This is a genomic window from Actinomadura sp. NBRC 104412 (assembly GCF_030269515.1).
Lineage (GTDB): Bacteria > Actinomycetota > Actinomycetes > Streptosporangiales > Streptosporangiaceae > Spirillospora.
The window spans coordinates 34,164-60,166 of the sequence record NZ_BSTM01000034.1 but is presented as its reverse complement, the minus strand read 5'-3'; the positions used below and the strand labels follow the sequence as shown (position 1 = coordinate 60,166).

Here is a 26,003-nt window from a genome sequence, read left to right as displayed (position 1 = left end):
TTCACCCAGGCCGAATGGAAAGCCTTCCTTGGCTACATCCGCAACCACACCCACTACGATTAGGCATCGGACCATGCCTGTTCACCACACGAGCTGGCGCAAATCACGCCACAGCGACCCCAACGGGGAATGCCTTGAGGTGAGACGCGCCGCCGACGGTACAGTCAGCGTCCGCGACACCAAGCAACACGGCCATGGCCCCATCCTGGAATTCACCCAGGCCGAATGGAAAGCCTTCCTTGGCTACATCCGCAACCACACCCACTACGATTAGGCATCGGACCATGCCTGTTCACCACACGAGCTGGCGCAAATCACGCCACAGCGACCCCAACGGGGGCTGCATCGAGGTGAGACGCGCCGCCGATGGCACGATCGGCGTTCGCGACACCAAGCAGCACGGTCGTGGTCCCGTCCTGGAGTTCACGCAGGCCGAGTGGAGGGCCTTTCTCGCCTCGGTGCGTGAGTCGTCGAACGGAAGATGAATCAGTTGGCTAACGACGTCTCCCGGATTGGGCGTTAGGTCGGCTGCTTCCGCGTTCGGGGCGAGTGACGGGGCCGTGGGCTCGCCATGGCGCCCCTTTGTGCTGCCCTTCCTGTGAGTCAAGGGTCCAGGTGTCATGCATCCGGCTGGATGGGGTGGGGGTTTGCGGGGTGCGGGAGGATTGGGGGTATGTGGTTCGGCGTGCTGGGGCCGCTTGAGGTGCGGGTCGGGGGCGGGGCGTGTCGGTGGGCGGGCCTCGGGTGCGGGCGCTGCTGGCGATGCTGCTTCTGGACGCCGGGAGGGTCGTCAGTACGGAACGGCTGATCGATGGGCTGTACGGGGAGGAGCCACCCGCCGGGGCCGCGAACGCGTTGCAGTCGCAGGTGTCGAGGCTGCGGCGGGGGCTGGGGGACGCGGCGCTGGTGGAGGGGCTTCCCTCGGGTTACCGGCTGAACGTGGCGCGTGAGGACGTGGACGTTCACCGGTTCGAGCGGCTCGTCAAAGAGGGGCGGGGGCGGGAGGCGCTGGAGCTGTGGCGCGGGCCCGCGCTGGCCGATGTGCAGGCGCCGTTCGCGGCGGCGCAGGTGGTGCGGCTGGAGGAGCTGAGGGACTCGGTCGTCGAGGACTGCGCCGAGGAGGAGATCGGCGCGGGCGATCACGCCAAGGCGATCGACGGGTTGCGGGGGCTGGTCGCGGCGCGTCCGCTGAGGGAGCGGGCGCGGGGGCTGCTGATGCGGGCCCTGTACGCGAGCGGGCGGCAGGGCGAGGCGCTCGCGGTGTACGAGGAGGGGCGCAGGCTGCTGGCCGAGGAGCTGGGGGCCGACCCGTCGCCCGAGCTGGCGGAGATCCATCTGGCGATCCTGCGCGGTGAGGCCGGGGCGGCGGGGCGAAGGCGGCTGCCCGTCCCGCTGACCAGCTTCGTCGGGCGGGACGAGGAGCTGGCCGGGGTCGGGAAGATGCTGGCCGAGGGACGCCTGGTCACGCTGCTCGGGCCGGGCGGTGCGGGCAAGACGCGGCTGGCGCTGGAGGCCGCGGAACGGGCGGACGGCGACGCGTGTTTCGTGGACCTGTCGCAGGTGGGCGAGGACGCCGAGGTGCCGCGGGCCGTGCTGGGCGCGCTGGGGCTGAGGGAGAGCGCCCTGCCGCCCGGCGCGCCGCAGGCCGATCCGGTGGACCGGCTGATCATGGCGCTGGACGGGCGGCGGACGCTGCTGGTGCTGGACAACTGCGAGCACGTGGTGGAGGCGGCGGCGCGGCTGGCGCACCGGCTCCTCGGGGCGCTGCCCGGGTTGCGGGTCCTGGCCACCGGCCGGGAGGCGCTCGGGATCACCGGGGAGGCGCTGCGGCCGGTGCCGCCGCTGGAGCTGCCGCCGGAGGGCGCCGGCGCCGTGGAGGCCGCGGGGTACGCCGCGATCCGGCTGTTCAGGGACCGGGCGGCGGCGGTGCGGCCGGGCTTCGAGATCACGCCCGGCAACGTGGGCGAGGTCGCGCGGATCTGCTCGGCGCTTGACGGGCTGCCGCTGGCGATCGAGCTGGCGGCGGCGCGGCTGCGCTCGCTGCCGGTGGAGGAGGTGGCGCGGCGCCTGGACGACCGGTTCCGGCTCCTGTCGCGCGGCGACCGCTCGGCACCGCGGAGGCACCGGACGCTGCGGGCGGTGGTCGAGTGGAGCTGGGACCTCCTCGGCGAGGACGAGCGGACGCTGGCGCGGCGCCTCTCGGTGTTCGCGGGCGGCGCGACGCTGGACGCGGCCGAGCACGTGTGCGGGACGGGCGGCGGCACCGACGACCTGCTGTCCGGGCTGGTGGAGAAGTCGCTGCTCCAGACCGACGGCACCCGGTACCGGATGCTGAGCACGGTACGCGCGTTCTGCGCCGAACGGCTGGGGGAGGCCGGGGAGGCCGACCGGGTCACCGCCGCCCACGCCGCGTACTACCTGGACCTGGCCCGCCGTGCCGACGCGCACCTGCGCGGGCCGGGCCAGATGGAGTGGCTGGCGCGGCTGACCGGCGAGCACGCCGAGCTGCACACCGCGCTGCGCCGCTGCATCAGGTCCGGGGATCTGGTGACCGCCCTGCGGCTGGCCGCGGCGCTGGCCTGGTACTGGTGGCTGCGGGGACGGATCGAGGCGGGGCCGCTGTCCATCGCGCTGCTGGACGCGGTCGGCCTGAACCCGCCGGAGGGCTGTGACGAGGAGTACGTCCTGTGTGTCACCAACGCGCTGTCGGCCGGGGCGACGGGCCCTGAGGCGTCGGCCGCGCTCGACTTGGCCACCGAGAAGATGGCGGCGATGCGCAGGCAACTGGAGTACCCGGCGGTGATCGTGCTGTGGGCGCTGACGGCGGGTCCCGAGCGCTCGGTCGCGGAGGCGGTCGACGCGCAGGTGGGGCGCGACGCCTGGTCGCGGGCGCTGCTCGACATGAGCGAGGGGTTCATGGCCCAGTTCAGCGGTGACATGGCGGAGGCGGAACGCTGGGCGGAGCGCGCGCTGGCGGGGTTCCGGGCGCTCGGCGACCGGTGGGGCGTGGCGAACACCCTGGACCCCTTGGCGCAGCTCGCGGCCGGGCGCGGCGACAGGGAGCGGGCCATGGCGCTGCTCGGCGAGGCGCTGGAGCTGGTCGGCGAGCTCGGTGCCCTGGAGGAGCACTCCGATCTGCTGAACCGCCGCGCCCGGGTGTACCTCCAGGCCGGCGAGCTGGACGCCGCGTTCGCCGACTTCGGCCGGGCCGCCGGGCTGGCGCGCCGCGCGGGGGCCGGTGACAAGGTGGCCGCGGCCTTCCACGGTCTCGGGGAGGTGGCCCGGCTGCGCGGCGACATGCCGGAGGCCCGGCGGCGGTATGAGCAGGTGCTGGACGCTTACTCGGAACGGTTCATCGCCACCGCCATCCGCGCGGGCGCCTACGTCGGGCTGGGCTGGGTCGCCCTGGCACGGGGGGACGCGGACGAGGCGCGTTCCAGGCTGCGGCGGGCGCTGGAGATGACGGTGGACCACCCGGTGTTCACCAACCGGCCCGAAGCGCTGGTGGCGCTCGCCGATGTCGCGCTGCTGGAGGGCGACGGCGAGCGGGCCGCGTTCCTGATCGGGTCGGCGACCGCCCTGCGCGGCGACCTCCTCCCCGGCGACCTGGCGCGGGTGGAGGCCGGTGCGCGCCGCCGGATCGGGGACGAGGCGTACGAGGCGGCGCGCGCCCGCGGCGCCGCCCTGCCCGCCGACCGGGCCCTGGCGGAGGCGCTGACCATGTGACCCCGCTGACCGTGTGACCCCGCTGACCGTGTGGCGGGAGGCCGTCAGCGGACGGTGCGTGGACGGTGAGCGGCGCCCGCGACCGTTGACGGCATGAACACGACCTCTCGTACCCTCGGCAACACCCGCAAATGGGGCACGTTCGTGATCTGCGCGCTGCTCGCGCTCGTGCCGAACGTCGACCTCACCGCACTGAACCTGGCCATCCCGCATCTGACGGCCGACCTGAACCCGTCCGCCGGGCAGATCCTCTGGATCGCCGACGCCTACGGGTTCGCGCTCGCCGGGCTGCTGATCACGATGGGCGGCGTCGGCGACCGGATCGGGCACCGGCGGCTGCTGCTGATCGGCACCGCGCTGTTCGGCGCGACCTCCGTCCTCACCGCGTACGCGGGCACCGCCGAGATCCTGATCGCGGCGCGGTTCCTGCTGGGCGTGGCGGGTGCGACGCTGATGCCCTCGGGACTGTCGCTGATCCGCCGGGCCTTCACCGACTCCAAGGAACGCACCATGGCGATCGGCGCGTTCATGGGCATCGGCGGGTTGGCCGTCGGGCTCGGCCCGGTCGCCGGCGGCGCCCTGCTGAACCACTTCTGGTGGGGCTCGGTGTTCCTCATCAACGTGCCGGTGATGCTGGCGGTCCTGGTGGCCGGGCCGTTCGTGCTGCCCGAGTCGTCCCGGCGCGGCCGTCCCGGAAGGCTGGACCTGGTGAGCGTGCCGCTGTCGGTCGCGGGGACGCTCGGGCTGGTGTACGCGGTCAAGGAGGCGGCGGCGGGCGGCGACCTCGGCACCGGGGTGCTCGCCCCGGCCGCGGGCGGGCTGGTCGCGCTCGCCGCGTTCGCGTGGCGGCAGTCCCGGCTGGACGAGCCGCTGCTGGACCTGGGGCTGTTCCGGCGGATCGCGTTCACCGGCTCGGTGCTCACCGGCATGTTCGCGATGTTCGCGCTGGTCGCCCAGTCGCTGATCTTCTCCCTGTACTTCCAGCAGGTGCTGGACTGGTCGCCGCTGCGGTCCGGGCTCGCGGGCCTGCCCGGCGCGGTGGGGGCGATGGCGGGCGGCGCGGCGCTGGCCCCGCCGCTGATCGGCCTGCTGGGGCGGGCGCGCGTGGTGGCGGCCGGGCTGGTGATCGCCGCGACCGCGTACGCGCTGTGCGTGGTCATCGGGCAGGACACCCCCTATTGGGGCGTGCTGGTGCCGCTCTTCCTCATGTCCGGCGTGGGGATGGGGATGGCGCTGACCGTCACCGGCGACACCGTCCTGGCGACCGTGCCGAAGGAACGGTCGGGCGCGGCGTCCGCGACCTCCGAGACCGGCACCGAACTGGGCGGCGCGCTGGGGCTGGCGGTGCTGGGCAGCGTCCTGAACGCCGTCTACCGGGGCACCATCGCCCTGCCCGAGGGCCTGCCCGCGGGCGCCGCGCACGCCGCCGGTGACTCGTTGAGCGGGGCGATCGGCGCCGCCGCCCTGCTGCCCGCGCGGCTGGCGGGTCCGGTGGTCGACGCGGCGCGGGACGCCTTCATGCACGGCATGCACGCCGCGCTGGCGTGCAGCGCCGGGCTCGCCGCGGCCGTCGCCGTGTTCGCCCTGGTCGCGCTGCGGGACGTCCCGAAGGTGATCGAGACCGGCGACGAGGCCGAGGAGGTGGAGGCGGGCACCCAGGCGGGCACCGTGGCGGGCACCGTCTTGGAAAAGTGATATCACTTTGCTAGATTGCTGCCATGCCCAAGGAGGACCCCATGAACGAGCCCCCCGCCCCCGCCGACGTGCCCGACATGCCCGATCCGGCGATCACCGAGCGGCCGGCCAAGGACGCCAACGGCTGGCCCATGCTCGGCCTGGCCCTGCTGCTGATCCTGATCGGCGTGCTGGCCCTCGTCCTAGGCCCCGCCTCCGGGGAGACCGCCGGCGTCGTGGCCGGGATCGTCCTGGGAGTCCTGCTGGTCCTGGGCGGGCTGGTGGTCGCCGCCGGGCTCACCGCGGTCGCGCCCAACGAGTCCCGCGTCCTCCAACTGCTCGGCCGCTACGTCGGCACCGTGCGCAACGACGGGCTGCGCTGGGTCAACCCGATCACCCAGCGGCAGCGGATCTCCACCAGGATCCGCAACCACGAGACGGGCCTGGCCAAGGTCAACGACCTGGACGGCAACCCCATCGAGATCTCCGCCGTGGTGGTCTGGCAGGTCGAGGACACCGCGCGCGCGGTGTTCGCCGTGGACGACTTCGTGGAGTTCGTGGCGTTCCAGACCGAGGCGGCCGTCCGGCACATCGCCGGCAGCTTCCCCTACGACTCGCACGAGCGGCTGTCGCTGCGCGACAATGCCGACGAGATCACCGGCAAGCTGTCGCAGGAGCTGGCGCAGCGCGTCGCCCCCGCCGGAGTGACGATCATCGAGTCCCGGATCACCAGGCTGGCGTACGCGCCGGAGATCGCGCAGGCGATGCTGCGCCGCCAGCAGGCCGGCGCGGTGGTGGCGGCCCGGCAGCGCATCGTCGAGGGCGCCGTCGGCATGGTGCAGCTCGCCCTGGAACGGCTGGACGAGGAGAACGTGGTCGAACTCGACGAGGAACGCAAAGCGGCCATGGTCAGCAATCTGCTGGTGGTCCTGTGCGCCGACCGGGACGCCCAGCCGGTGGTCAACACCGGGTCCCTCTACCAGTGAACCGTGGCCGCCGAGCGGAAGAAGATCCTGCTGCGGCTCGACCCCGCCGTCCACGACGCGCTGGCCCGGTGGGCGGGGGACGAGCTGCGCAGCACCAACGCCCAGATCGAGTATCTGCTGCGGAAGGCGCTGGCGGACGCGGGGCGGATGCCCCGGACCGCCGGGCGGATGCGCCGCCCGGGCCGCCCGCCCAAGAACGCCCCGGAGCACGACGACGGAGACGTTCCCCACACACCACCCTCCGAGGGACGCGCCACGAGCGAGGATTGAGCCATGGTCGAGCTACCCGACTCCCTGCCCGCCAGGATGTACCTGCTGGCCTATGACCTGAAGAAGCACCGGCTCGCGGTGTCCGGCTCCAGGCTCGGGTACGTGCTGCGCGCCGCCGCCCTCACCGAGCTCTTCCTGGACGGGCGGCTCACCGAGGAGCGTCGCAGGCCCCGGCCCGACACCCCCGGCGAGGACCCCTACGGCCTGGTCGCGCAGATCGCGGCGTCCCGTCCCCGCTCCTGGCAGTACTGGGTGCGCAAGGACAGCAAGGCCATGGTGCGGACCGTCCGCGACGAGCTGGCCGAGGCCGGGTACATCAAGGTGCGGCACCGCCGCGTGCTCGGCCTGTTCCCGTCCGAGCGGATCACCGTGCGCGACCCGCGGGTGGTCAAGACGCTGTGGGGCGGGGCGTCCTCGGCGCTGCGCGGCCTTCCCGTCGCGCACGTCAACAGCTACGACGCGGCGGCGGTCGCGCTGGCCGCGGCGGGCGAGCTGAAGACCGTGCTGCCCAGCTCGGACCGGCGGCGCCACAAGCGGCGCATCCAGGAGCTGACCGCGCGGTCCGGGCCCGCCGCCCCCGCCGTCCGCAAGGTCATCAGGGCGCAGAACGCGGCGGCCGGCGCCGGCTGACCTTCGTCCCCTCCGCGGTCCCGATCCGGCACCCATGATAGGAATCCGGGCAGGGAGTAATGCTCCGGACGGAGGGACGGCGGGTGCGCGGGGCCAGGCGAGGCGGCGGCACCCACAGCGCCCGCAGCGCGGCCCCCACCGCTTCACCAGTGCGCAACCCATGGCGGGTGCTGTCGGCCGTGTGCCTGGGCACCACCGTCCTGGTCGTCAACATGAACACGCTGAACATCGCGCTGCCCGTGATCGTCCGGCGGTTCGAGGCGGGCGCGGCGGCGGCGAGCTGGGTGCTGCTGGCCTTCGCGCTGACGCAGACCTGCCTGCTCATGGTGTTCGGGCGGCTCGCGGACGTGTTCGGGCGGCGGGGCACCTACCTGGCGGGGATGGGCGTGTTCACGCTGGCCAGCCTGGGCGCGGGCCTGGCACCGGGCATCGAGGTCCTGATCGCGATGCGGGTGCTGCAAGGGGTCGGCGGCGCGGTGCTGCTGGCCAACGGGACGGCGATCATCGCGTGGGCGTTCGGGCCGGTGCGGCTCAGCCAGGGCCTCGGGGTCTACCTGGGCGTTCTGGGCGCGGCGCCGCTCCTGGGCCCGTCCATCGGCGGGTACCTGGCCGAGGCCGCGGGCTGGCGGTGGGTGTTCTGGTTCAACGTCCCACTCGGCGTGCTGGCGCTGGCCTGGGGGCTGCTGTCGCTCCCCCGGGTGCCGCGCGGCCGACGCGAGCCGATCGACGTGCCGGGCGCGGTGCTGCTGATCGGCTGGCTGGGCGCGCTGGTCGTGGCGTTATCGGAGGCCGGGTCGCGGGGCTGGGGCGGCCCGGTGACCATCGCGGGCGCCGTCGTGTGCGCGCTGGTGCTGCCGGTGTTCGCCCTGCGGCAACTGCGGTTCCGGTACCCGCTGGTGGACCTCTCGCTGTTCGGCGACCGCGGGTTCACGCTGGGCACGGTCGCGGCGCTGTTCAACACCCTCGCCCGGTTCGGCACCATCCTGTTGCTCGCCCTGTTCCTCCAGGCGATCGCCGGGCTGACCCCGGCGCAGGCCGGGCTCGCGGTGCTGCCGGGGCCGCTGGCGTCCATGGTGGCGTCCCCCGCCGGAGGCTTCCTCGGCCGCCGGATCCGCGCCCGCACCCTCGCCGTCGCCGGCTCGGCGATCACCTCCACCGGGCTGGCGCTGACGCTGCCGATGCTGGACGGCGACACCCCGTACTGGACGGTCGCGCTGTGCATGGTGCTGGTCTCGACCGGCAGCGCCCTGTTCACCACGGGCAACACCGCCGCGATCCTCGCGGGCGTCCCGGCCGAACGCCTCGGCGTCGTCAACGGCCTGCGGATGACCGTCCAGAACGTGGGCAACGTGCTGAGCACCGCGCTGTGCCTCGCCCTGGCCACGTCCGCCCTCGCCCGCGCCGAGCGCCACCTGCTGTACGAGGGCGCGGTGGCCGGGCTGTCGCGCGGCTCCCTCGGCGATCTGGTGGACGGTTACCAGCGGGCGTTCACGCTCCTTCTCGCCGCTTCGCTCATCGCCACGCTGCTGTCGTTCTCCAACAGCCGCGGCCGCGCCCCGGCGCACGCCGGCGTTTCCGTGGACACCGCCCTGGACGAGACCGGAACCGTTCCAAAATAGAATGCGGCGCGAGAATTGCCCGTTCTAAAGTGTCCGGATGATTCGCAGGCGCCGACGCGCGGCCCCCTCCCTCGGCCCTTCTCTTTTCGAGCATGTGCGGGCGCACATACCGACCGAGGGACCCGGTCTCACCGACGGGGGCGAGCGGCTTCCGGACGAGACGGACGACAACATCTGGGCTCCGGGCGCACAGGATGGCGTCCTCACCCACCACTGGGGCGGCCAGGCCGACCCCGGCACGGTGGAACGCCTGACCGCGGCCCTGACCGAGGCCGTCGCCCGCCACGGCGGCAGGGACTCCGGCCCCTTCGACGCGCTGTACGAGACGGCGCGCGAGGTCCAGGTCATCGCGCTGGTCGAGGACCTGCTCGCGGCGGTGCGCTCGTCCGGGATCGACCCCAGGGACTGTTACGACATCGCTTACAGACTCGCGACCGAGGGACGGCACCGCGAGCCGGTGAAGCTCGGCATCGCCCTGCTCGGGCTGTTCGACGCGGGCCACCACCGCGACGAGCTGATGACGCTGGGACGCCACGACGAGTTCACGCTGTTCGCCGCGGTCGCGCTGCAGAACCGCGAGGGCGACGGCGCCGAGGCCGACCTCTGGGAGCTGGCCCGCAACGTGCGGGGCTGGGGCCGCGTCCACATCGTGGAAAGGCTGGCCGACACCGCCGACCCGCGGCTGCGGAACTGGATTCTCCGCGAAGGCTTCCGCAACGAGGTGATGGACGCCTATCTCGCCGGAATCGCCGCCGAGACCGGCGGGCTCGCCGACGCGCTCGCCGACGCCGACCCGGACGACGAGCTGCTGGACGCCGCGTGCGACATCCTCACCGCGCTCGCCGACAAGGGCGGCCCGATGCAGGGACTGCCCGCCTATGCCGAAGGCGAGCGCGCCACCACCCTTTTCCTCGGGCATATGTCGACGCGCGCAAGGGAGCTGCGCCATTTCCTGGCCGTCCACGAGCTGCGCGCCTACGCGGAGTCGGAATGGCCCCACCTGACCCCGCGCTGCGCCGAGATCCTGGACCGCCCGCTGTGGGCCGACCTCGCCCGGCGGGAACTCGCCTCGGCCGACCGCGCCGCGTTCTTCCGGGCGAACCGGGTGTGCGAGATCCTCGGCGTCCCCACGCTTCCGGCGCTGCTGAACCGGCTGCGCACCGTGGACCCGCTCGACAACCATGCCTGGTTCGACGCCGCGCGGCACGCCGGTCCCGGTGAGATCGACGAGGTGGTCGCGCTGGCCTGCGAACTGCTGCCGCTGGCCGACATCGCCACCGGTCCGGGCACCGAGACGGGCCTCGGAACCGCGTGGGCACCGCACACCTGTCTCGACTTCCTGCTGCCCGAGCTGGGCAGGTGGCCGGGACGCGGCGTACCGCTGGTGCTGGCCGGGCTGGCGAGCCCGGTCGTCCGCAACCGCAACATGGCCATCCGCGCGCTGGACGGATGGGGCCGCGACGCCTGGCCCGCCGAGATCCGGCAGGCGGTCGCCACCGCTCTGACCCGCGAGCCGGACGACGACGTCCGCACCCGCCTCCAAGCCCTCATCGACGGCCGCGAAGTCGACTGACCAGTGTGGGGGGCGACCCCCACGCCCAGCTACTCCAGGACCAGTTCGACCGGGATGTTGCCGCGGGTGGCGTTGGAGTACGGGCACACCTTGTGGGCCTGCTCGACCAGTTCGCGGCCGAGGTCGCCGGACAGGGCGTCGGGCAGTTCGATGCGCAGCACGACGCTGAGGCCGAAGCCGGATTCCAGGTCGCCGCCGATGCCCACCTCGGCGGTGACCGACACGTCCTTCACGTCGTGCTTGCCCTTGCGCGCCACGGCGCCCAGGGCGCTGGCGAAGCAGGCCGCGTAGCCGGCGGCGAACAACTGCTCGGGGTTGGTGCCCTCGCCGGTGCCGCCCATCTCGCGCGGCACCGCCAGGTTCACGTCGATCCGGCCGTCGGAGCTGACCGCCCGCCCGTCCCTGCCGTTGGCCGTCGCGACCGCCGTGTAATGCGTCGACATCGTCTGCCGCCCTTCTGGCTCGCTCATCGGACGTCCAGTAGCGTACAACTTAGTTGCACACAACTCAATAGCGGGGTCATATCTCACCACGGCGAGGCGATTTGACCGCCATACAAGGGGCAGACACCGACATAAGTGAACAAGCCGCGCTACGGAGACGATGTGGAGATCAGTCTTGATCTTCGATTCCCGCGGGACGCCGCCAGCGTGCCGGCGATCCGCCGGCTCCTGGACGCGTCACTGGACGTGCTCGGCGTCGAGGAGCGCACGCGCGGCGACATCCGGCTGATGCTCACCGAGGCGTGCGGCAACGTGGTCCAGCACGCCGGCTCGTCCGGCTCCTACACGGTGCGCGTGCTGATCCTGGACGAGCGCTGCGTGATCAAGGTGATCGACCACGGGCAGGGATTCGACCCGGCCACGATCACCGTCACCCGCGCCGCCGCCACCGAGACCGTCTCCGGGCACGAGCCCGAGCACGGCCGCGGCATCCTGATCATGGAGAGCCTGGCGGACGTGGTGCGGCTCAGCTCGCTGCCCGACCACGGCGCCCTGGTCGCCCTGGAGAAGCGGCTGAGCTTCGGCGGCGACACACTGGGGCGGCGGCTGGCCGACGCGGCCTCGGCGGACCTCCCTCGGGCCGACGCGACACCGCTGACCAGCGACGCCGACGTGGAGCTCAAGCAGTTCGCGGCCACGCTCTTCGAGATGGCCAGGCGGGGGCGGACCGAACAGCTCGTCACCTACGTCGGCGCGGGCGTCCCGGTCAACCTCGACAACGAGATGGGCGACACGCTGCTCATGCTGGCCGCCGTCCACGGGCACGCCGGCACCGTACGGGCGCTCGCGGCGCGCGGCGCCGACCCCGGCCGCGAGAACGACGACGGCCGGTGCCCCCTCACCAGCGCCGTCTTCGCGAACGAGCCCGAGGTCGTCCGGGCCCTGCTGGACGCGGGGGCGGACCCGAGGTCCGGGCATCCCTCGCCCTACGAGACGGCCCGGATGCTCGGCCACGCCGAGTTCGTGTCCTGGTTCGAGGAGGCCGCGCCGTCCGCCTGAGGGCGCGGGGTCAGCCTTCGAGCTTGGTCAGGTCGGCAGCGCGGCCGTTGTGGCGGGCCGACGGCGGCAGCATCCGCAGGTGGGGGTAGGGGATCTCGATGTTCTCCATCCGGAAGCGCCGGTGCAGGCGCTTGAGGAACTCGTGCTTGATGCGGAACTGCTCGCCGAACTCGGTGATCCGCAGGATCACGGTGAACTCGATGCCCGAGTCGGCGAAGGTGTGGAAGCGCACCAGGGTCTCGGCGTCGGGCACCGCCCCCTCGATCTCGTTCATGATCTCGGTGCCGGTCTCGATCAGCACCTTCTCCACGTGCTCCAGGTCGCTGTCGTAGGAGACGCGCCCCTGGATGAGCAGCGACATGTCCTGCGCGGGACGGTGGTAGTTGGTCAGGATCGTGTCGGAGAACCGCTGGTTGGGGATCACCTCGACGTTGCCGGACAGGGTCGTGATCGAGGTGTTGCGCCAGTTGATGTCGACGACGTACCCCTCCTGGCCGCTGCTCAGCTTGATGTAGTCGCCGGGCTCGATGGTCTTGGACGCCAGCACGTGCACGCCCGCGAACAGGTTGGCCAGGGTGTCCTGCAAGGCCAGCGCGACCGCCAGGCCGCCGACGCCCAGGGCGCCCAGCAGCGGCGTGATCGCCACGCCGAGGCTCTGCAGCATGATCAGGATGCCGATGCCCAGCACCACCACCCGGGTGATGTTGGCGAAGATGGTGACGCTGGCCGCCATCCCCTGCCTGGCGGAGGCCACCTGGCTGACGATGCCCGCGAACAGCCGGGCGCAGGCCAGGGAGATGACGATGACCGTCAGCGCGGTCAGCACCCGCCCGGTGATCTCCAGCGGCCGCGGTTTGAGGGACAGCATGTTGGCGGCCACCCAGACGCCGCCGACCAGCGCGAGCGGCACCGCCACGTCGTAGACCAGCCGGGCGGCCAGGTCGTCCCAGGCGGCGCGGGTGTCACCGGCGCGCCGGAGCAGCCGGCCGACCAGCGTGCGCAGGACGAACGCGACCACCAGTGCCGCCACGATCACGATCGCGGCGACGAGGACCCGGCCCCAGTCCAGCGACTCAGGCATCCGTGAATCTCTCCTTCCGGAACTTCCCGGATATGACGCGCATGTGAAGTGCGCGGCTTATGTCAGCTCTGCTGATCTCATCCCGATCTCGCCCGATCGTAGTGAACGAGCGCGGAGCGGGGGCCGCTATCGCCCGGACGTCACCGCCCGGAAGCGCGGGCATGGCCGCGCCGCGAGTGTGACCGGTCCCTCGCGGGCCGGTCCGCGGACCCGCGGCTCCGCCGATTACGATCGATCGAATGGTGGGTCTGAGTCTCCTGCGCCGGCTGGGGACCACGGCGCTCGGACTTCCCAACGGTCCCCACCGCGTGGCGGTCGAGCGCGACCTCAAGGTCCCGGCCGCCGACGGGGTCACGCTGCTGGCGGACCGCTACGCGCCCGTGGACGTGGACCGCCCGCCGACCGTGCTGGTCCGCTCGCCCTACGGAAGGCGCGGCCCGTTCGGCCTGATGTGCGGGCAGACCTTCGCCTCGCACGGCTTCCAGGCGGTGGTGCAGAGCGTGCGCGGCGGCTTCGGCTCCGGCGGCGTCTTCGAGGCCCTGGACGAGCGCGAGGACGGGCTGGCCACCATCGCCTGGCTCAAGGAGCAGCCGTGGTTCGGCGGCACCTTCGCGATGCACGGCCCGAGCTACCTGGGCTACGTGCAGTGGGCGGTGGCCGCCGAGGCGGGCCCCGAGCTGAGGGCGCTGTCCATGCAGGTCACCGCCTCGCAGTTCCGGGACGCCATCAACGTGGGCGGCACGTTCGCGCTGGAGTCCACGCTGATCTGGGTGGACCTCACCGCCCGCATGAAGCACCCGCTGTCGGGCCTGACCACCGGGATCATGTCCCCGCGCCGCGCCCGCCGCGCCGCGCTGTCCGGCCGCCCGCTGGCCGAGCTGGACGTGCTGGCGACCGGCGAGCAGCAGAGGTTCTTCCAGGACCTGCTGGTCAACGGCCCCGACACCCCGTTCTGGGACAAGCGCGACTTCAGCCCGACGGTGTCGAAGGTCACCGCGCCGGTGAACATGACCGGCGGCTGGTACGACATCTTCCTGCCCTGGCAGCTCAAGGACTACGCGGCGCTGCGCGCCGCCGGGCGGAGGCCCTACCTCACCATCGGCCCCTGGACGCACGCGGACCAGCGGATGATGCGCGGGTCGATCGGCGAGTCGCTGGCCTGGTTCCGCGCCCACCTTCTGGACGACCCCAGCGGCCTGCGCGACCAGCCCGTCCGGCTGTACGTGACGGGCGCGCCGGGCGCGGCGGGCGGCGAGTGGCGGGAGTTCCCCGAGTGGCCGGTGCCCGGCATGCGGGAGCGCCGCTGGCACCTGCGGCCGGGCGGCGGGCTCGGCCACGACCGCGCACCCGAGTCCGAGCCCGACACCTACCGGTACGACCCGGAGCACCCCACGCCGTTCCTCGGCGGGCCGACGCTGATGGGCGACAACAAGCCGGTGACCGACCAGCGGCGGCTGGAGCGGCGCCGCGACGTGCTGACCTACACCTCCGACGAGCTGACCGAGGATCTGGAGATCATCGGGCCGGTCGCCGCCGAGCTGTTCATCCGCTCCGACCGTGAGCACACCGACTTCGTCGTCCGCCTGTGCGACGTGACGCCGGACGGCGAGTCGCTCAACCTGTGCGAGGGCATGCGGCGCCTCGTCCCGGGAACGCCCGAGGCCGACCGGGACGGCGTGCGGAAGGTCGCGGTGGAGCTGTGGCCCGCCGGGCACCGGTTCAAGGCGGGGCACCGCATCCGCGTGCAGGTGTGCAGCGGCGCCTATCCGCGGGTGGCCCGCAACCCCGGGACGGGCGAGCCGATCGGCACCGCGTCCCGGATGCTGCCCGCCGCCCAGGAGATCTTCCACGACCCCCGGCACCCCTCGGCGATCATCCTGCCGGAGATGCCGCCCGCCTAGCCCTTCTCGCCGCCCTACCCGCTGCCCTTCTCGCTCGCGCGGGCGCGCAGCGCCTCCAGCGCGCGGTCCGCGTGGACGTTCATGCGGATCTCGCTCTTCACCACGGCCAGCACCCGCCGGTCGGTGTCGATGACGAACGTCTGCCGCTTGGTCGGCACCAGCGCCACGCCCCGCTTCACCCCGAAACGCTCCCGTACCGTCCCCTCCGGGTCCGACAGCAGGGGGAAGCCCAGCCGGTGCGCGTCGGCGAACTCCTTCTGCTTGCCGACCTCGTCCCCGCTGATCCCGACCGGCCGCGCGCCCACCTCGGCCAGCTCACCGGCCAGGTCGCGGAAGTGGCACGCCTCGGCGGTGCAGCCCTTGGTCATCGCGGCCGGGTAGAAGAACAGGACCACCGGCCCGTCCTCCAGCAGCCCGCTCAGCGTGCGCGGTGTTCCCGTCTCGTCCGGCAGCTCGAAGTCGTCCACCACATCGCCCACGTTCATGAGCCGAATCTAGGGGAACCGCCCGGCCCGGCGACAGTGGCTCGTCCCCGCAAAAGAGCCTGGATCCGCGCCGCCGACCACGCCTCGCGGGCCCCGGGACGGGTGCTGAGGTACCCGGCGGCACGTCGCGCGGTCCAGCCATGCGCCTCGCGCAGGCCGTTGCCGACCATGGTCAGGTACGGGGCGGAGGGCGCGTTCAGGCGGGCGCCGTCCGAGCCGTCCGGAGAGGTGAACGTGAGCATCGGGTGCCCGTCATGCTCCCCCACCTTGATCAGCGTCTCGTACCGCCCGGGGCCGATCACCTGGCGTCCGGTGGCCAGCACCCGCGACAGGTCGAAGTCCTCCCCCACCTCCCTGCGCATCTCCTGGGACACCACGTCGCAGAACTGCGCCCGGCTGAGCAGGTACGCGCGGGCGGCGGCGCGCCCCGGCAGGGCCGGATCGTAGAAGGCCATGCCTCCGCCCCACGTCAGCGATTCCAGGGCGAAGTAGATGCCGCCCGGTAGAGTGACCGATCGCACATCCCTGGCGGGACTGGTGTCGCGGCACCCGGTGTAGACGCGCCGCCCGCCCCGCGGCCGGCCGCCGGACAGGTAGCAGGCGAATCGCTCACCGCAGAGGTTCGACCCGTACGCGACGTACCAGACCGCCTGGTCAGCGGCGGATACCCGGTCGGGCGCCTCACCGCAACCCCGGCGGACATATCGCCCCTCCAAGCTCACCTCCATCGCCGCTTATGGCGGGTCAGTCTAAGTATGAGCGCGGTCAGGTTTCCCCCAGTCGGGCGCCTACTTCCGAAGACGGGTGTTTCAGCGGCGCTCCGCCGGAAACACAAAAGATCGAGCAGGTGTCTACGACGCAGATACCTCCAGGTTTCTCCTTTGCTGAACCCGGAGGTTCTGGTATGGCCCGTCGTTCCCTGCACATCGCTCTGGTATCCGCCTCCAACGTCGAGGGCGAGCACGTCCAGGCGATCCACACCCGAGAGCTCGCCAGGGCTCTCGCCGGGCCCAGGCCCGGCGAGGCCGAAGGCCACCAGGTCACGCTGTACGTGCGCCGCCACGACGACGCGGCGCGCGGGCGCAGCCGGCTGGGGCCCGGCGCGGTCCTGCACCAGCTCGACGCGGGCCCTGCCCGTCCCCTGCCGGAGGCGGAGCTGCTGCGGCATGTGCGCGACTTCGCCGAAGGGCTGCGCGCACGCTGGTCGGGCGCCGGACGCCCCGACGTCGTGCACGCCCACGGCTGGATCGGCGGGCTCGCCGCCTGCGCGGTCGCGCGGGAACTGGACATCCCGTTCGTGCAGAGCCCGCACGGCCTCGGCGCCGCCGAGCAGCGCGCCGGCCGCCGCGCGCACCCCGCCCGCCTCCGGCTGGAGAAGGCCATCGGACACGAGGCCGCCGCCGTCATCAGCGCCTGCGACGACGAGGTCGGGACGCTGGTCCGGATGGGCGTGCCCCGCCGGAAGATCACCGTCGTGCCCTACGGCGTGGACGGCGAGCAGTTCTCGCAGGTCGGCCCGGCGATGCCGCGCGGCGACCGGCACCGTCTCGTCACCGTCAGCAAGGACCTGGAGGACGGTGGGGTGGCCACCGCGATCCGCGCGCTCGCCCACGTGCCCCATGCCGAGCTGGCCGTGGCCGGCGGCCCGCCCCGCGAGGAACTGGAGGCCGACGCCACCGTGCACCGGCTGCGGCTGCTGGCCAAGGAACTGCACGTCGCCGACCGCGTGATCTTCCTGGGCCGGATGCCGCGCAAGTCGCTGCCGCGGCTGCTGCGCACCGCCAAGCTCGCGCTGTGCCTGTCCCCGCACCGGCCCTCCCCGATGGTCCCGCTGGAGGCCATGGCCTGCGGCGTCCCCGTGGTCGCGTCCCGGACCGGCGGGAACGTCGAGAGCGTCCTGGACGGGATCACCGGGCTGCACGTGCCCGCCGACCGCCCGGTCGTGATCGGCCGCACGATCCGGAAGCTGCTCGCGGAGGAGACCACCCTGCACGGGTACGCGATCGCCGCCGCCGACCGCGCCCACTCCCGCTACGCCTGGGAACGGATCGCCGCCGAAACCCTTCGCGCGTACGCCAAGGTCCTGCCCCCCGAGCCCGAGCCGGAGCCGGAGGCGGTGCCGGAAGCGGCATCCGTGCCCGGCACGACCGCCTCGCCCGAGGGGACGCAGGAGGCCGCCCTCGCGCGCTGACCGTCGTGACGCCGTGGCGGACCCGTCCAGGTCACGGAAAGGGCCGGCCCCCGGTTTCCGCCCGGCACGGGACCGGGGGCCGGCCCGCGCATGCGCGGCCGTCAGACGCAGCCCATTCCGGGTGCCATACTCGGCGGTGTGGGGGATGGCGAGCGTTCCGGAATGCTGATCGGCCGCCGGTCCGAGCTCCGCGCGCTCACCGGCGCGCTCGACAGGGCGGCCGCCGGTTCGGCCTCCGTCGTGCTGGTCGGCGGCGACGCGGGCGCCGGCAAGTCCCACCTGGTGGGGGCGCTCACCCGGACCGCCCGCGAACGGGGATGCGCCGTCCTGATCGGGCAGTGCGCCGAGCTCGGCGAGTCCATGCCGTACCTGCCGCTGGCCGACGCCCTGTGGGCCGGGTCCGCCTCGGGCGACCCCGCACTGCGCTCGGCCCTGGAGAGCCGGCCGGTGCTGCGCCGCCTCCTCCCCGACGGCGACGGCGCCGGTGGCGACCTCAAAGGCGAACTCGTCCAGCAGCAGCTCTTCGGCGCGGTGCTCGGGCTGCTCGGCGAGCTGGGACGGGACCAGCCCGTCGTCCTCGTCCTGGAGGACCTGCACTGGGCCGACCGTTCCACCCGCCACCTGCTGACCTTTCTCAGCAGGGTCCTCCAGCGCGAGCGCGTCTGCCTCATCGGCACCTACCGCTCCGACGACCTGCACCGGCGGCACCCCCTCCGGCCCGTCATCGCCGAGCTGCTGCGGCTCCCCGACGTGCGCGCCATCGAGGTCGCGCCGTTCGGGCTGAGCGAGACCGCCGAGTTCCTCACCGCGCTGTCCGCCGCGTCCCGCGACGTCCCGCCCACCGCCGAGGAGATCGGGCGGGTCCACCGCCGCTCCGAGGGCAACCCGTTCTACGCCGCCGAGCTCTACACCGCGTCCCGTTCGGGCGAGGACCTGCCGTCCGGGCTCGCCGACCTGCTCCTCGCCCGCGTCGAACGGCTCTCCGAGCCGGCGTCCCTCGTCGTGCGGGCCGCGTCCGTGGCCGGCGACCGCGTCCGCGACGCGCTGCTCCGCCAGGTCTCCGGGCTGGACGAGGCCACCGCCGACGAGGCCCTCCGGGAGGTCGTCTCGCACCGGCTGCTCGTCCCCGACGGCACCGAGGGCTACCGGTTCAGGCACGCGCTGCTCCGCGAGGCCGTCTACGCCGACCTGCTCCCCGGCGAACGGACCCGGCTGCACGCCACCTACGCCTCGCTGCTGTCCGCCGCCGCTGGGCGCACCAGGGCCGCCGCCGCGCTCGCCCACCACTCCTTCGCCGCCCACGACAACCTCACCGCGTTCGCCGCGTCCGTCGAGGCGGGCCGCGAAGCCGAGCGGATGGGCGCCCCGGACGAGGCCCACGAGCACTACGACCGCGCCCTCTCCCTCTGGGACGCCGTCCCCGACCCCGAGAAGGCCGCCGGGACCACCCGGCTACGGCTCCAGCTCGACGCCGTCCGCGCGTCCGGCCGCTCCGGCGACGCCCGCCGCGCCGTGACCCGCCTCCGCCGCCTCCTCGCGGCCGCCGACCCCGCCGACGCCCGCCTGGGCGCCCTGCTGCGCGGCGGCCTCGCCCATTACCTGAGCGACCTGGACCATCTCGACGAGGCCAAGGCGGTCAGCAGGGAGGCCATCGACATGCTCCCCGCCGACCCGCCCACCTACGAGCGCGCGTACGCCCTGGCCACGTACGCGCGCATCCTCTTGGCCGTCGGGGACGACGAGGGCGTCGCGCTGCCCGCCGTCGCCGAGGAGGCCATCGCCATCGCCCGCGCCGCGGGCGCCACCGAGCCCGAGGCCAGCGCGCTTGTCACGCTCGGCGTCCACCGCGAGTCCCGCGAGGCCGACCCCGAGGTCGGCGCGCTGTTCGCCCGTGCCGCCGACCTGGCCATCGGCGGGGGCGACTACCAGGCGTGGCTGCGCGCCGCCTTCCACCGCGCCCGTGTGCTCTTCGACCACGGCGACCTCCAGGGCGCCGCCGCCTCCGCCGCCGAGAGCGTCCGGTTCACCCTCGCCCACGGCCTCGGCTGGAGCATGTTCGGCGCCACCCTGCGCTGCCTGGAGTTCCTCATCCACTACACCCTCGGCGACTGGGACAAGGCCGGCCGGCTGTCTGCCGACTTCCCGGTGCAGGTCGTCCGTCCCACCGAGGCGCAGATCTCCGCGTACGCCCTGTTCGTCGAGGTCGCCCGCGGCGAGGACGTCACCGAACGGCGGCGCTGGCTCGAAGCCGTCTGGGACGAGGACTCCCTCGTCGCCTACATCGCCCGCGGGCTCCTCGCCGAACACGCCCTCTGGCACGGCGACACCGGGACCGCGCTCGGCCACACCACCGCCGTCCTGGACGAGCTGCCGCCCTTCGGGACCCAGGCCATCCGGATCATCGCCACGGCGCTGTGGGCCCATGCCGACCGCGCCGTCCAGGCCCGCGCCGCGGGCGACACCGCCACCGCCGAGGCCGCCGTCCGGGCCGCCGGTCCGCTGCTGGAACGGGCCCGCACCGACGCCTCCACGATGGTCGGCGGACGGCCGCGGGCATGGCTGGGCCTCGAAGGACACGCCTGGCTCGCGCGTGCCGAGGCCGAACACGCACGGGTGCTGGGCAAGAACGACCCCTCGCTGTGGCGGGCGACGCTCGACGCGTTCTCCTACGGGTTCACCTACGAGGTGGCCCGGTCCCGGTGGCGGCTGGCCGAGGCCCTGGCGGAGCAGGGTGATCGCGAGGCCGCGCGGAAGGAGTGGCGCACCGCCCTGGAGGAGGCGACGTCGCTGGGGGCGGCGCCGCTGGTCTCGGCCCTGACCGACCTCGGGACGCGGGCCCGGCTGGAGTCGCGCGACCAGGCTCCCGCCGGCGCGGGTCTCACCACGCGGGAACGGGAGGTGCTGAGGCTCGTGGCCGAGGGCCGCAACAACAGGGAGATCGCCGCCGCCCTGTTCATCTCCCCCAAGACGGCGAGCGTCCACGTCTCCAACATCCTCGCCAAGCTGAACGTGACGAGCCGGACCGCCGCGGCGGCCAAGGCCCACACCGAGGGCCTGCTCGCCGAAGGGACCTAGCGCAGGAGGCCGCGGCCGGGGATGAGGGGCAGGTCCATGGCCGTGAGGAGGCCGGGCGGGGCTTGGACGACGGCGGGGATCGCGTTGACAAGGCGCATCGCGGTGGCCTTGAGACCGGCGGTGTTGTGGTCGCCGTCCGACCCCAGGAGTTGCAGGTCGATCATGTAGTCGGGCTCGCCGCGGACCTCGACGCGGTAGCAGCCGACGCCGGCGGGCTGGGGCCAGCCGGGGGCGAGGTCGTCCCGGAGGCGGGTCACGTGTTCGAGGACGATGACGGGCTTGCCGCCGCGCAGGCCGCGGACCTCGAAGTGAAGGGCGGCGGCGGTGCCCTTCTCGATGGTGCCGGAGGTGACCTGGAAGGTCTCGGGCGCGGGGTGGCGCTGGTGCCATTCGCCGATCTCGTCCAGCTCGACGTCCAGGGCGGCGGCGAGCTGGCGGACGACGCTGCCCCACGCCATGGTGAGCACGCCGGGCTGCAGGAGCAGGGGCGTCTCGTCCATGGGACGGCCGAAGCCCATGATGTCGAACAGAACGGTGCGCTGGTCGTAGGTGGCGTAGTTCAGGATCTCCAGGCAGCGGACCTCGTCGATGCGCTCGCTGATGCCGGTGAGGGCGAGCGGCAGGACGTCGTTGGCGAAGCCGGGGTCGATGCCGTTGACGAAGAGGGAGGCGCCGCCCTCGGCCGCGGCCTCGCGGACCGGGCCCGACATCTCCGGCGGGACGACGCCGTCCGGGAACTGGAGGAAGACGGGGCTGCTGGAGACGACGTTGGCGCCGGTGCGCAGGATGCGGCACAGGTCGTCGACCGCCTCCATGACGCGGACGTCGGCCATGGACGTGTAGACGACGCAGTCGGGACGCAGAGCGAGAAGGGCGTCGGCGTCGTCGGTGGCCGTCACGCCGAGGGAACGGCCCAGGCCCGCGAGGTCGCCGGCGTCCCGGCCGACCTTGGCGGGGTTGGAGACCCAGACTCCGGCGAGTTCGAGGTCGGGGTGGGCGTCGATGCCGATCAGCGCGTTGCGGCCCACATTGCCGGTGCTCCACTGGACGACGCGGTAGGTCACGGGGGTCTCCCTTCTCTTCGTGGGGGCGACCCCACGCCCCGGCGCAGGCCGGTGCTCATGCTCTCGTCACGCTCCGTCAGGCCGCAGGTCCGGCAGGCCGAGGTCGAGGGTGGGGGTCTCGGTGCCGCCGTCGACCTGGAGGACGCCGCCGGTGACGAACGCGGCGGCCGGTGAGGACAGGTAGAGGACGGCGGCGGCGACGTCCTCGGGGTCGCCGATGCGGCCGAGCGGCGTGTTCGCCTCCATCCGGGCGCGCAGGTCGTCGTCGGACAGGACGATGTCCAGGGCCGACGTGGCGACGGAGCCGACGGCGATCGCGTTGACGCGGATCCTCGGGGCGAGGTCGAGCGCGGCCAAGCGGGTGTAGTGGGCGAGCGCGGCCTTGGCGGTGCCGTAGGCGAGAAAGCCGCGCCCGGTGATCCGTCCCATCACCGAGGAGATGTTGACGACCGCGCCGCCATGCTCCAGGAGGTGCGGTACGGCGGCGCGGGTCAGCGCGTGCGCGGTGCTCACATTGAACTGGAACGCGTTCTCAAGATGGCGGGGGCGGGTGTCCATGAAGGGGCGCGGCAGGGCGCCGCCCATGTTGTTCACCACGATGTCGAGGCGGCCGAAGGCGTCCACGGCGCGGCCGGCGAGCGCCTCGGCGCCCGCGGGGTCGCTCAGGTCGGACGGGACGACGAGCGCGCGCCGCCCGGCGGCCTCGACGTCGGCGGCGACCTTGCGCAACTGGTCCTCGGTACGGGAGGACACGACGACGTCGGCTCCGGCCTGCGCCAGCGCGACGGCGCTCGCGGCGCCGATGCCGCGGCCCGCGCCGGTCACCACCGCGACCCGCCCGTCCACGCGAAAGCGCTCCATGATCACGGCCGCCCACCTCCGGCGGCCAGCGTAACCGCAACTAGAACCTGTTTCAATGCGGGGTGGTGGCGCGCGGCGGCCCGGACGCGGCCGGGCGAGCGGGGCTCAGCCGAGGAAGTCGAACTCGGCGCCGACGCCCGCCTCCAGCGCGGCGCGGTACGCGGTCCAGGACAGCGCGAGGTCCTGCCAGGGCAGGCCGACCGGCGCGTACACCGTGATCTCGCTGTCCTTCACCCGGCCGGGGACGTCGCCGCGCAGCAGGTCGCGCAGGGTCCCGGACGCGTCGCCGACGCCGAGCCCCGCGGTCGCGAGCGCGCCCATCTCGACCGCCAGCGGGATGTCGTCCACGACGACGCGGGCGCCGCGCAGCAGGTCGGCCGACAGCTCGGTCTTGCCGTGCTCGTCGGCGCCCAGCGACGTGACCTGGGTGCCGGGGGCGATGTCGGCAGCGCCCAGCAACGGCCGCCGCGACCAGGTCGCCACCACCACGATCTCCGCGCCCTTGACGGCGGTGCGGGGATCGGGCGCCACCGAGGACGGCACGCCGAGCCGCTCGCCGTGCCGCCGCGCGAAGTCCGCCGCGCGCCGTGCGTCCAGGTCCGTCACGGTCAGCGAGCGCGGGGCGCGCAGCACCGACAACCCGCGCAGCACCAGCTCCGACTGCGCGCCCGCGCCGATCACGGTGACCGCCTCCGCGTCCCTGCGGGCCAGCGCGTGCGTGCCCAGCGCGGCGGCCAGGCCCGTGCGCCAGGCGGTGACGGTGGCCGAGTCCAGGACCGCCAGCAGCTCGCCGCCGTCCAGGTCGTGCAGGCACACCACGCCGCGCAGCGCGGGACGCATGCCGGGGAACTTGGCGTTCACCTTGACGGTGTACGCGGGGACGCCCTCGACCAGGCCGGGCAGCAGGGCCGTGGCGCTGCCGGTGCCGGGAAGCCTGGTGACCATCCGCCGCGCCGTGACCTCCGCGGGTTCGGCGGTGAAGCCGCGGCGCAGCGCGTCCATGCAGTCGTCCGGATCCAGCAGGCTCTCGAGGTCGGAGCGTTTCAGGAGCAAGGTCACCAAAGTATTCTCGGTGTGCTCCGCGGCCCTCGTCGAGCGGAACTCTCAGGGAGCCGGGTCAAACCGTCAGACCCGCCAGCGCGGCGACGACGCCCAGCGCCCCCGCTCCGAGCAGGGTGGAGACCACGCCCCTGCGGAAGGCGAGCAGGGCCAGGGCCGCGGCCCCGAGCACGGCGAACTGCCAGGGATGCTCGAGCGCCCGCGCCAGGGGGATCGCCGACCCCGCGATGGCGCCGATCACCGCCGGGCCCGCACCGTCGAAGAAGCCCTGGACGGCCCGGCTGGAGCGGAGCCGCCCGAAGTGCGGCGCGGCGGCCAGCACCACCGCGAAGGACGGGACGAACGCGATCAGCGTCGCCAGCAGCGCGCCCCCGAGGCCGGCGGCGGCGTAGCCGACGACCGCGACGGTCTGCACGACCGGGCCCGGGGTGATCTGGCCCAGCGCCACCGCGGTGGTGAACTCGCCCATGGTCATCCAGCCCTGGCCGGTCGCCTCCGACTGCATCAGCGGAATGATCACGAAGCCGCCGCCGTACGAGAGCGCCCCTACATTGAACGCGAGCCAGGAGAGCGCGACCAGTCCACCGCCCAGGCCGAGGCCGCCCAAGCCGAGGCCGCCCAGACCGAACGGCAGGGTGGCCTGGCGCGGCGCGAGCGGGACCCGGCGGACCGCCATCTCCACGAAGCCGCACGCCACCAGCACGAGGACCAGGTACGGGCCGATCGCCACCGTGGCGGCGCCCCCGGCCAGCAGGTAGGCGTACCAGCGGGCGCGGTGTGCCCGGCCCTGCGCGCGTTCCCGGCTGGACGGGACGAGGTCGAGCGCGGCGCGCACCGCGACGGCCGCCACGGCCGCGCCCGCGCCGGCCGCCGCGCCGCGTATCCAGGACGGCGCCTCGCCGGATAGGAACAGGACCGCGAGCAGCAGGATCAGCACCAGCCCGGGGACGATGAAGCACGTCCCGCCGACCACCGCCCCGGGCAGGCCGCGCAGCCGCCACGCGCACAGGATCGCCAACTGGGTGGAGGCGGGGCCGGGAAGCAGGTTGGTCGCGGCGATGCCGTCCTCGAACTCGTCGGGGTCCATCCATTCCCGGTCGCGCACGCACAGCCGGCGCAGCAACGTGATGTGGGCGGGCGGCCCGCCGAAACCCACGCACCCGATGCGACCCCATTCACGGGCGATGGTGCCCAGACCGACGCGCTCGTTCACGGCCCCATCCTGCCGGATGACCACATGGCTCCCTCCGGTAAGGGATTCCGACCGGGGAGGTCAGGACCAATCGCGCATCCGATGTGCCAACGAGCCGCGGGTCTCCGGCCTGATCCAGACCACGGTGTGCGCCGAGCCGGGCGACAGCGGCGGATCGCTGTTCGCCGGATCGACCGCGCTGGGGCTCACCTCGGGCGGCAGCGGCAACTGCTCGTCCGGAGGGGTCACCTTCTTCCAGCCGGTGACCGAGGCCCTGGACGCCTACGGGGTCGACGTGTACTGAGAGTTGTACTGAGGGGTGTACCGACCCGCGGCGACGTCCGCCGGTCCCGGCCTTGCGCGCGAGGTCAGGGGCCGGCGGGCACCCGCAGGATCCGCAGCACCTCGGCGGTCACCTCGGATTTCCTCGGGACGAGGTAGAAGTGATCGCCCGGCCACGAGCGCACCTGGAACGGCTCGCCGTCGGTCACCTCGCGCCACCGCTCCGCCACGTCCCGGTCGACATGGGGGTCGGAGTCGCCGAGCAGGACGGTCACCGGCGTCCTCAGCCGCGGCTCGGGCCGGTGCCGGTAGCCTTCGATGAGCGCGAAGTCGTTGCGCACGTACGGCAGGACCAGCTCGCGCATCTCCTCGTGCTGGAAGATCTCGACGTCGGTCCCGCCCAGCTCGGCCAGCTTCTCGACCAGCCCGTCGTCGTCGCGTTCGGCGATGCGCTCGTCCTCGCGGTCGTGCGGTGGCCTGGCGCCCGACGCGAACAGGTGGACGGGCGGTGTGCCGCGCTCCTCCAGCAGCCGCGCCACCTCGTACGCCAGCACGGCGCCCATGCTGTGCCCGAACAGCGCGGCGGGACGGTCCAGCAGCGGCTCCATCGCCGCGGCGACCTGCCGGGCGAGCTCGTCGGCGTCGGTGATGAACGGATCGCCCATCCGGTCGGCGCGCCCCGGATACTGGACGGTCCGCAGCTCGACGGCCGGTCCGAGCGCGTCCGCCCACGTCCGGTAGAAGACGGCGGACCCGCCCGCGTGCGGGAAGCAGAACAGCCGTAGCGGCGCCAGCGGGCGCTCCTGTACACACCGGAACCAGTTCACCCGCG

23 protein-coding genes are annotated in these 26,003 nt (G+C 73.4%); 14 read left to right on the top strand and 9 right to left on the bottom strand.

The genetic code is table 11. The features are described from left to right. Nucleotides 1–73 precede the first annotated feature (73 nt). From QSK21_RS30630 to QSK21_RS30590, 9 genes are all read left to right on the top strand, one after another. Nucleotides 74–274 (top strand): DUF397 domain-containing protein, encoded by a 201-nt coding sequence (locus QSK21_RS30630; protein ID WP_285700964.1) that lies wholly within the window; start codon nucleotides 74–76, stop codon nucleotides 272–274. Next, complete coding sequence (locus QSK21_RS30625; RefSeq protein ID WP_352231346.1) at nucleotides 195–485, top strand: DUF397 domain-containing protein; 291 nt, start codon at nucleotides 195–197, stop codon at nucleotides 483–485. The genes QSK21_RS30630 and QSK21_RS30625 overlap by 80 nt, the downstream gene beginning before the upstream one ends. Nucleotides 486–729: 244 nt before the next feature. Beyond that, nucleotides 730–3,726 carry an AfsR/SARP family transcriptional regulator gene (locus QSK21_RS30620; RefSeq protein ID WP_285700962.1) on the top strand — a complete coding sequence of 999 codons (2,997 nt, stop codon included), beginning with the start codon at nucleotides 730–732 and terminating at the stop codon, nucleotides 3,724–3,726. Nucleotides 3,727–3,819: 93 nt separating this feature from the next. Continuing rightward, nucleotides 3,820–5,421: an MFS transporter gene (locus QSK21_RS30615; protein ID WP_285700961.1), complete on the top strand. Its 1,602-nt coding sequence runs from the start codon at nucleotides 3,820–3,822 to the stop codon at nucleotides 5,419–5,421. Between the two features lie 41 nt (nucleotides 5,422–5,462). Further along, nucleotides 5,463–6,386 (top strand): SPFH domain-containing protein, encoded by a 924-nt coding sequence (locus QSK21_RS30610; protein WP_285700960.1) that lies wholly within the window; start codon nucleotides 5,463–5,465, stop codon nucleotides 6,384–6,386. Nucleotides 6,387–6,389: 3 nt separating this feature from the next. Next, nucleotides 6,390–6,656 (top strand): type II toxin-antitoxin system antitoxin, encoded by a 267-nt coding sequence (locus QSK21_RS30605; protein WP_285700959.1) that lies wholly within the window; start codon nucleotides 6,390–6,392, stop codon nucleotides 6,654–6,656. Nucleotides 6,657–6,659: 3 nt separating this feature from the next. After that, nucleotides 6,660–7,286, top strand: coding sequence for a GOLPH3/VPS74 family protein (locus QSK21_RS30600; RefSeq protein WP_285700958.1), 627 nt, complete (start codon nucleotides 6,660–6,662; stop codon nucleotides 7,284–7,286). Nucleotides 7,287–7,345: 59 nt separating this feature from the next. Continuing rightward, a complete protein-coding gene (locus tag QSK21_RS30595; RefSeq protein ID WP_285700957.1) occupies nucleotides 7,346–8,905 on the top strand; it encodes a DHA2 family efflux MFS transporter permease subunit in 1,560 nt (519 codons plus the stop codon). A 94-nt stretch (nucleotides 8,906–8,999) separates the two neighbouring features. Then, entirely contained in the window at nucleotides 9,000–10,478 is a 1,479-nt protein-coding gene (locus tag QSK21_RS30590; protein WP_285700956.1) for a hypothetical protein, read from the top strand. A gap of 29 nt (nucleotides 10,479–10,507) precedes the next feature. Here the strand turns inward: QSK21_RS30590 and QSK21_RS30585 are convergent, their stop codons facing one another. Beyond that, the gene (locus tag QSK21_RS30585) at nucleotides 10,508–10,948 is read right to left on the bottom strand and encodes an organic hydroperoxide resistance protein (protein WP_285700955.1); all 441 of its coding nucleotides are present in this window, start codon (nucleotides 10,946–10,948) and stop codon (nucleotides 10,508–10,510) included. Nucleotides 10,949–11,083: 135 nt separating this feature from the next. Between QSK21_RS30585 and QSK21_RS30580 the strand changes: the two genes are divergently transcribed. After that, nucleotides 11,084–11,980, top strand: coding sequence for an ATP-binding protein (locus QSK21_RS30580; protein ID WP_285700954.1), 897 nt, complete (start codon nucleotides 11,084–11,086; stop codon nucleotides 11,978–11,980). 10 nt (nucleotides 11,981–11,990) lie between these two features. Here QSK21_RS30580 and QSK21_RS30575 read toward each other — a convergent pair whose 3' ends face one another. Next, nucleotides 11,991–13,061, bottom strand: coding sequence for a mechanosensitive ion channel family protein (locus QSK21_RS30575; RefSeq protein WP_285700953.1), 1,071 nt, complete (start codon nucleotides 13,059–13,061; stop codon nucleotides 11,991–11,993). Nucleotides 13,062–13,300: 239 nt separating this feature from the next. Here QSK21_RS30575 and QSK21_RS30570 point away from each other — a divergent pair, with 239 nt between their 5' ends. After that, nucleotides 13,301–14,962, top strand: coding sequence for a CocE/NonD family hydrolase (locus QSK21_RS30570; protein WP_285700952.1), 1,662 nt, complete (start codon nucleotides 13,301–13,303; stop codon nucleotides 14,960–14,962). A 14-nt stretch (nucleotides 14,963–14,976) separates the two neighbouring features. On the opposite strand, the gene QSK21_RS30565 is transcribed toward QSK21_RS30570, so the two are convergent. Then, nucleotides 14,977–15,447, bottom strand: a complete 471-nt coding sequence (locus QSK21_RS30565) for a peroxiredoxin (protein WP_285700951.1) — start codon at nucleotides 15,445–15,447, stop codon at nucleotides 14,977–14,979. Then, entirely contained in the window at nucleotides 15,444–16,163 is a 720-nt protein-coding gene (locus QSK21_RS30560) for a histone deacetylase (RefSeq protein ID WP_285700950.1), read from the bottom strand. The genes QSK21_RS30565 and QSK21_RS30560 overlap by 4 nt, the downstream gene beginning before the upstream one ends. Before the next feature lie 188 nt (nucleotides 16,164–16,351). Here QSK21_RS30560 and QSK21_RS30555 point away from each other — a divergent pair, with 188 nt between their 5' ends. Continuing rightward, a complete protein-coding gene (locus QSK21_RS30555) occupies nucleotides 16,352–17,638 on the top strand; it encodes a glycosyltransferase (RefSeq protein WP_285700948.1) in 1,287 nt (428 codons plus the stop codon). Nucleotides 17,639–17,776: 138 nt separating this feature from the next. Next, entirely contained in the window at nucleotides 17,777–20,713 is a 2,937-nt protein-coding gene (locus QSK21_RS30550; RefSeq protein WP_285700946.1) for a helix-turn-helix transcriptional regulator, read from the top strand. Here the strand turns inward: QSK21_RS30550 and QSK21_RS30545 are convergent. From QSK21_RS30545 to chrA, 4 genes are all read right to left on the bottom strand, one after another. Next, complete coding sequence (locus tag QSK21_RS30545) at nucleotides 20,710–21,777, bottom strand: NAD(P)H-dependent amine dehydrogenase family protein (protein WP_285700945.1); 1,068 nt, start codon at nucleotides 21,775–21,777, stop codon at nucleotides 20,710–20,712. The two genes, QSK21_RS30550 and QSK21_RS30545, sit on opposite strands and share 4 nt — an antisense overlap. Before the next feature lie 66 nt (nucleotides 21,778–21,843). Beyond that, on the bottom strand, nucleotides 21,844–22,638 hold the full coding sequence (locus QSK21_RS30540; RefSeq protein ID WP_285700943.1) for an SDR family oxidoreductase: 795 nt from the start codon (nucleotides 22,636–22,638) through the stop codon (nucleotides 21,844–21,846). A 105-nt stretch (nucleotides 22,639–22,743) separates the two neighbouring features. After that, nucleotides 22,744–23,697, bottom strand: coding sequence for an ornithine cyclodeaminase family protein (locus QSK21_RS30535; protein ID WP_285700942.1), 954 nt, complete (start codon nucleotides 23,695–23,697; stop codon nucleotides 22,744–22,746). Between the two features lie 58 nt (nucleotides 23,698–23,755). Further along, entirely contained in the window at nucleotides 23,756–24,910 is a 1,155-nt protein-coding gene (chrA, locus tag QSK21_RS30530) for a chromate efflux transporter (RefSeq protein ID WP_285700941.1), read from the bottom strand. On the opposite strand from chrA, the gene QSK21_RS30525 reads away from it, so the two are divergent. Next, nucleotides 24,825–25,193: a trypsin-like serine protease gene (locus tag QSK21_RS30525; RefSeq protein WP_352231345.1), complete on the top strand. Its 369-nt coding sequence runs from the start codon at nucleotides 24,825–24,827 to the stop codon at nucleotides 25,191–25,193. The two genes, chrA and QSK21_RS30525, sit on opposite strands and share 86 nt — an antisense overlap. A gap of 64 nt (nucleotides 25,194–25,257) precedes the next feature. Here the strand turns inward: QSK21_RS30525 and QSK21_RS30520 are convergent, their stop codons facing one another. Further along, on the bottom strand, nucleotides 25,258–25,998 hold the full coding sequence (locus tag QSK21_RS30520) for a thioesterase II family protein (protein ID WP_285700938.1): 741 nt from the start codon (nucleotides 25,996–25,998) through the stop codon (nucleotides 25,258–25,260). Nucleotides 25,999–26,003: the final 5 nt, after the last annotated feature.

What these genes read in the sequence shown, in the direction of transcription:
- QSK21_RS30610 (WP_285700960.1), top strand. Translation starts at nt 5,463, where the DNA reads ATGAACGAGCCCCCCGCCCCCGCCGACGTGCCCGACATGCCCGATCCG.
- QSK21_RS30540 (WP_285700943.1), bottom strand. Translation starts at nt 22,638, where the DNA reads ATGGAGCGCTTTCGCGTGGACGGGCGGGTCGCGGTGGTGACCGGCGCG.
- QSK21_RS30525 (WP_352231345.1), top strand. Translation starts at nt 24,825, where the DNA reads ATGTGGGCGGGCGGCCCGCCGAAACCCACGCACCCGATGCGACCCCAT.
- QSK21_RS30595 (WP_285700957.1), top strand. Translation starts at nt 7,346, where the DNA reads ATGCTCCGGACGGAGGGACGGCGGGTGCGCGGGGCCAGGCGAGGCGGC.
- QSK21_RS30565 (WP_285700951.1), bottom strand. Translation starts at nt 15,447, where the DNA reads ATGAACGTGGGCGATGTGGTGGACGACTTCGAGCTGCCGGACGAGACG.
- QSK21_RS30570 (WP_285700952.1), top strand. Translation starts at nt 13,301, where the DNA reads ATGGTGGGTCTGAGTCTCCTGCGCCGGCTGGGGACCACGGCGCTCGGA.
- QSK21_RS30625 (WP_352231346.1), top strand. Translation starts at nt 195, where the DNA reads ATGGCCCCATCCTGGAATTCACCCAGGCCGAATGGAAAGCCTTCCTTG.
- QSK21_RS30600 (WP_285700958.1), top strand. Translation starts at nt 6,660, where the DNA reads ATGGTCGAGCTACCCGACTCCCTGCCCGCCAGGATGTACCTGCTGGCC.
- QSK21_RS30585 (WP_285700955.1), bottom strand. Translation starts at nt 10,948, where the DNA reads ATGAGCGAGCCAGAAGGGCGGCAGACGATGTCGACGCATTACACGGCG.
- QSK21_RS30575 (WP_285700953.1), bottom strand. Translation starts at nt 13,061, where the DNA reads ATGCCTGAGTCGCTGGACTGGGGCCGGGTCCTCGTCGCCGCGATCGTG.
- QSK21_RS30615 (WP_285700961.1), top strand. Translation starts at nt 3,820, where the DNA reads ATGAACACGACCTCTCGTACCCTCGGCAACACCCGCAAATGGGGCACG.
- QSK21_RS30555 (WP_285700948.1), top strand. Translation starts at nt 16,352, where the DNA reads ATGGCCCGTCGTTCCCTGCACATCGCTCTGGTATCCGCCTCCAACGTC.
- QSK21_RS30630 (WP_285700964.1), top strand. Translation starts at nt 74, where the DNA reads ATGCCTGTTCACCACACGAGCTGGCGCAAATCACGCCACAGCGACCCC.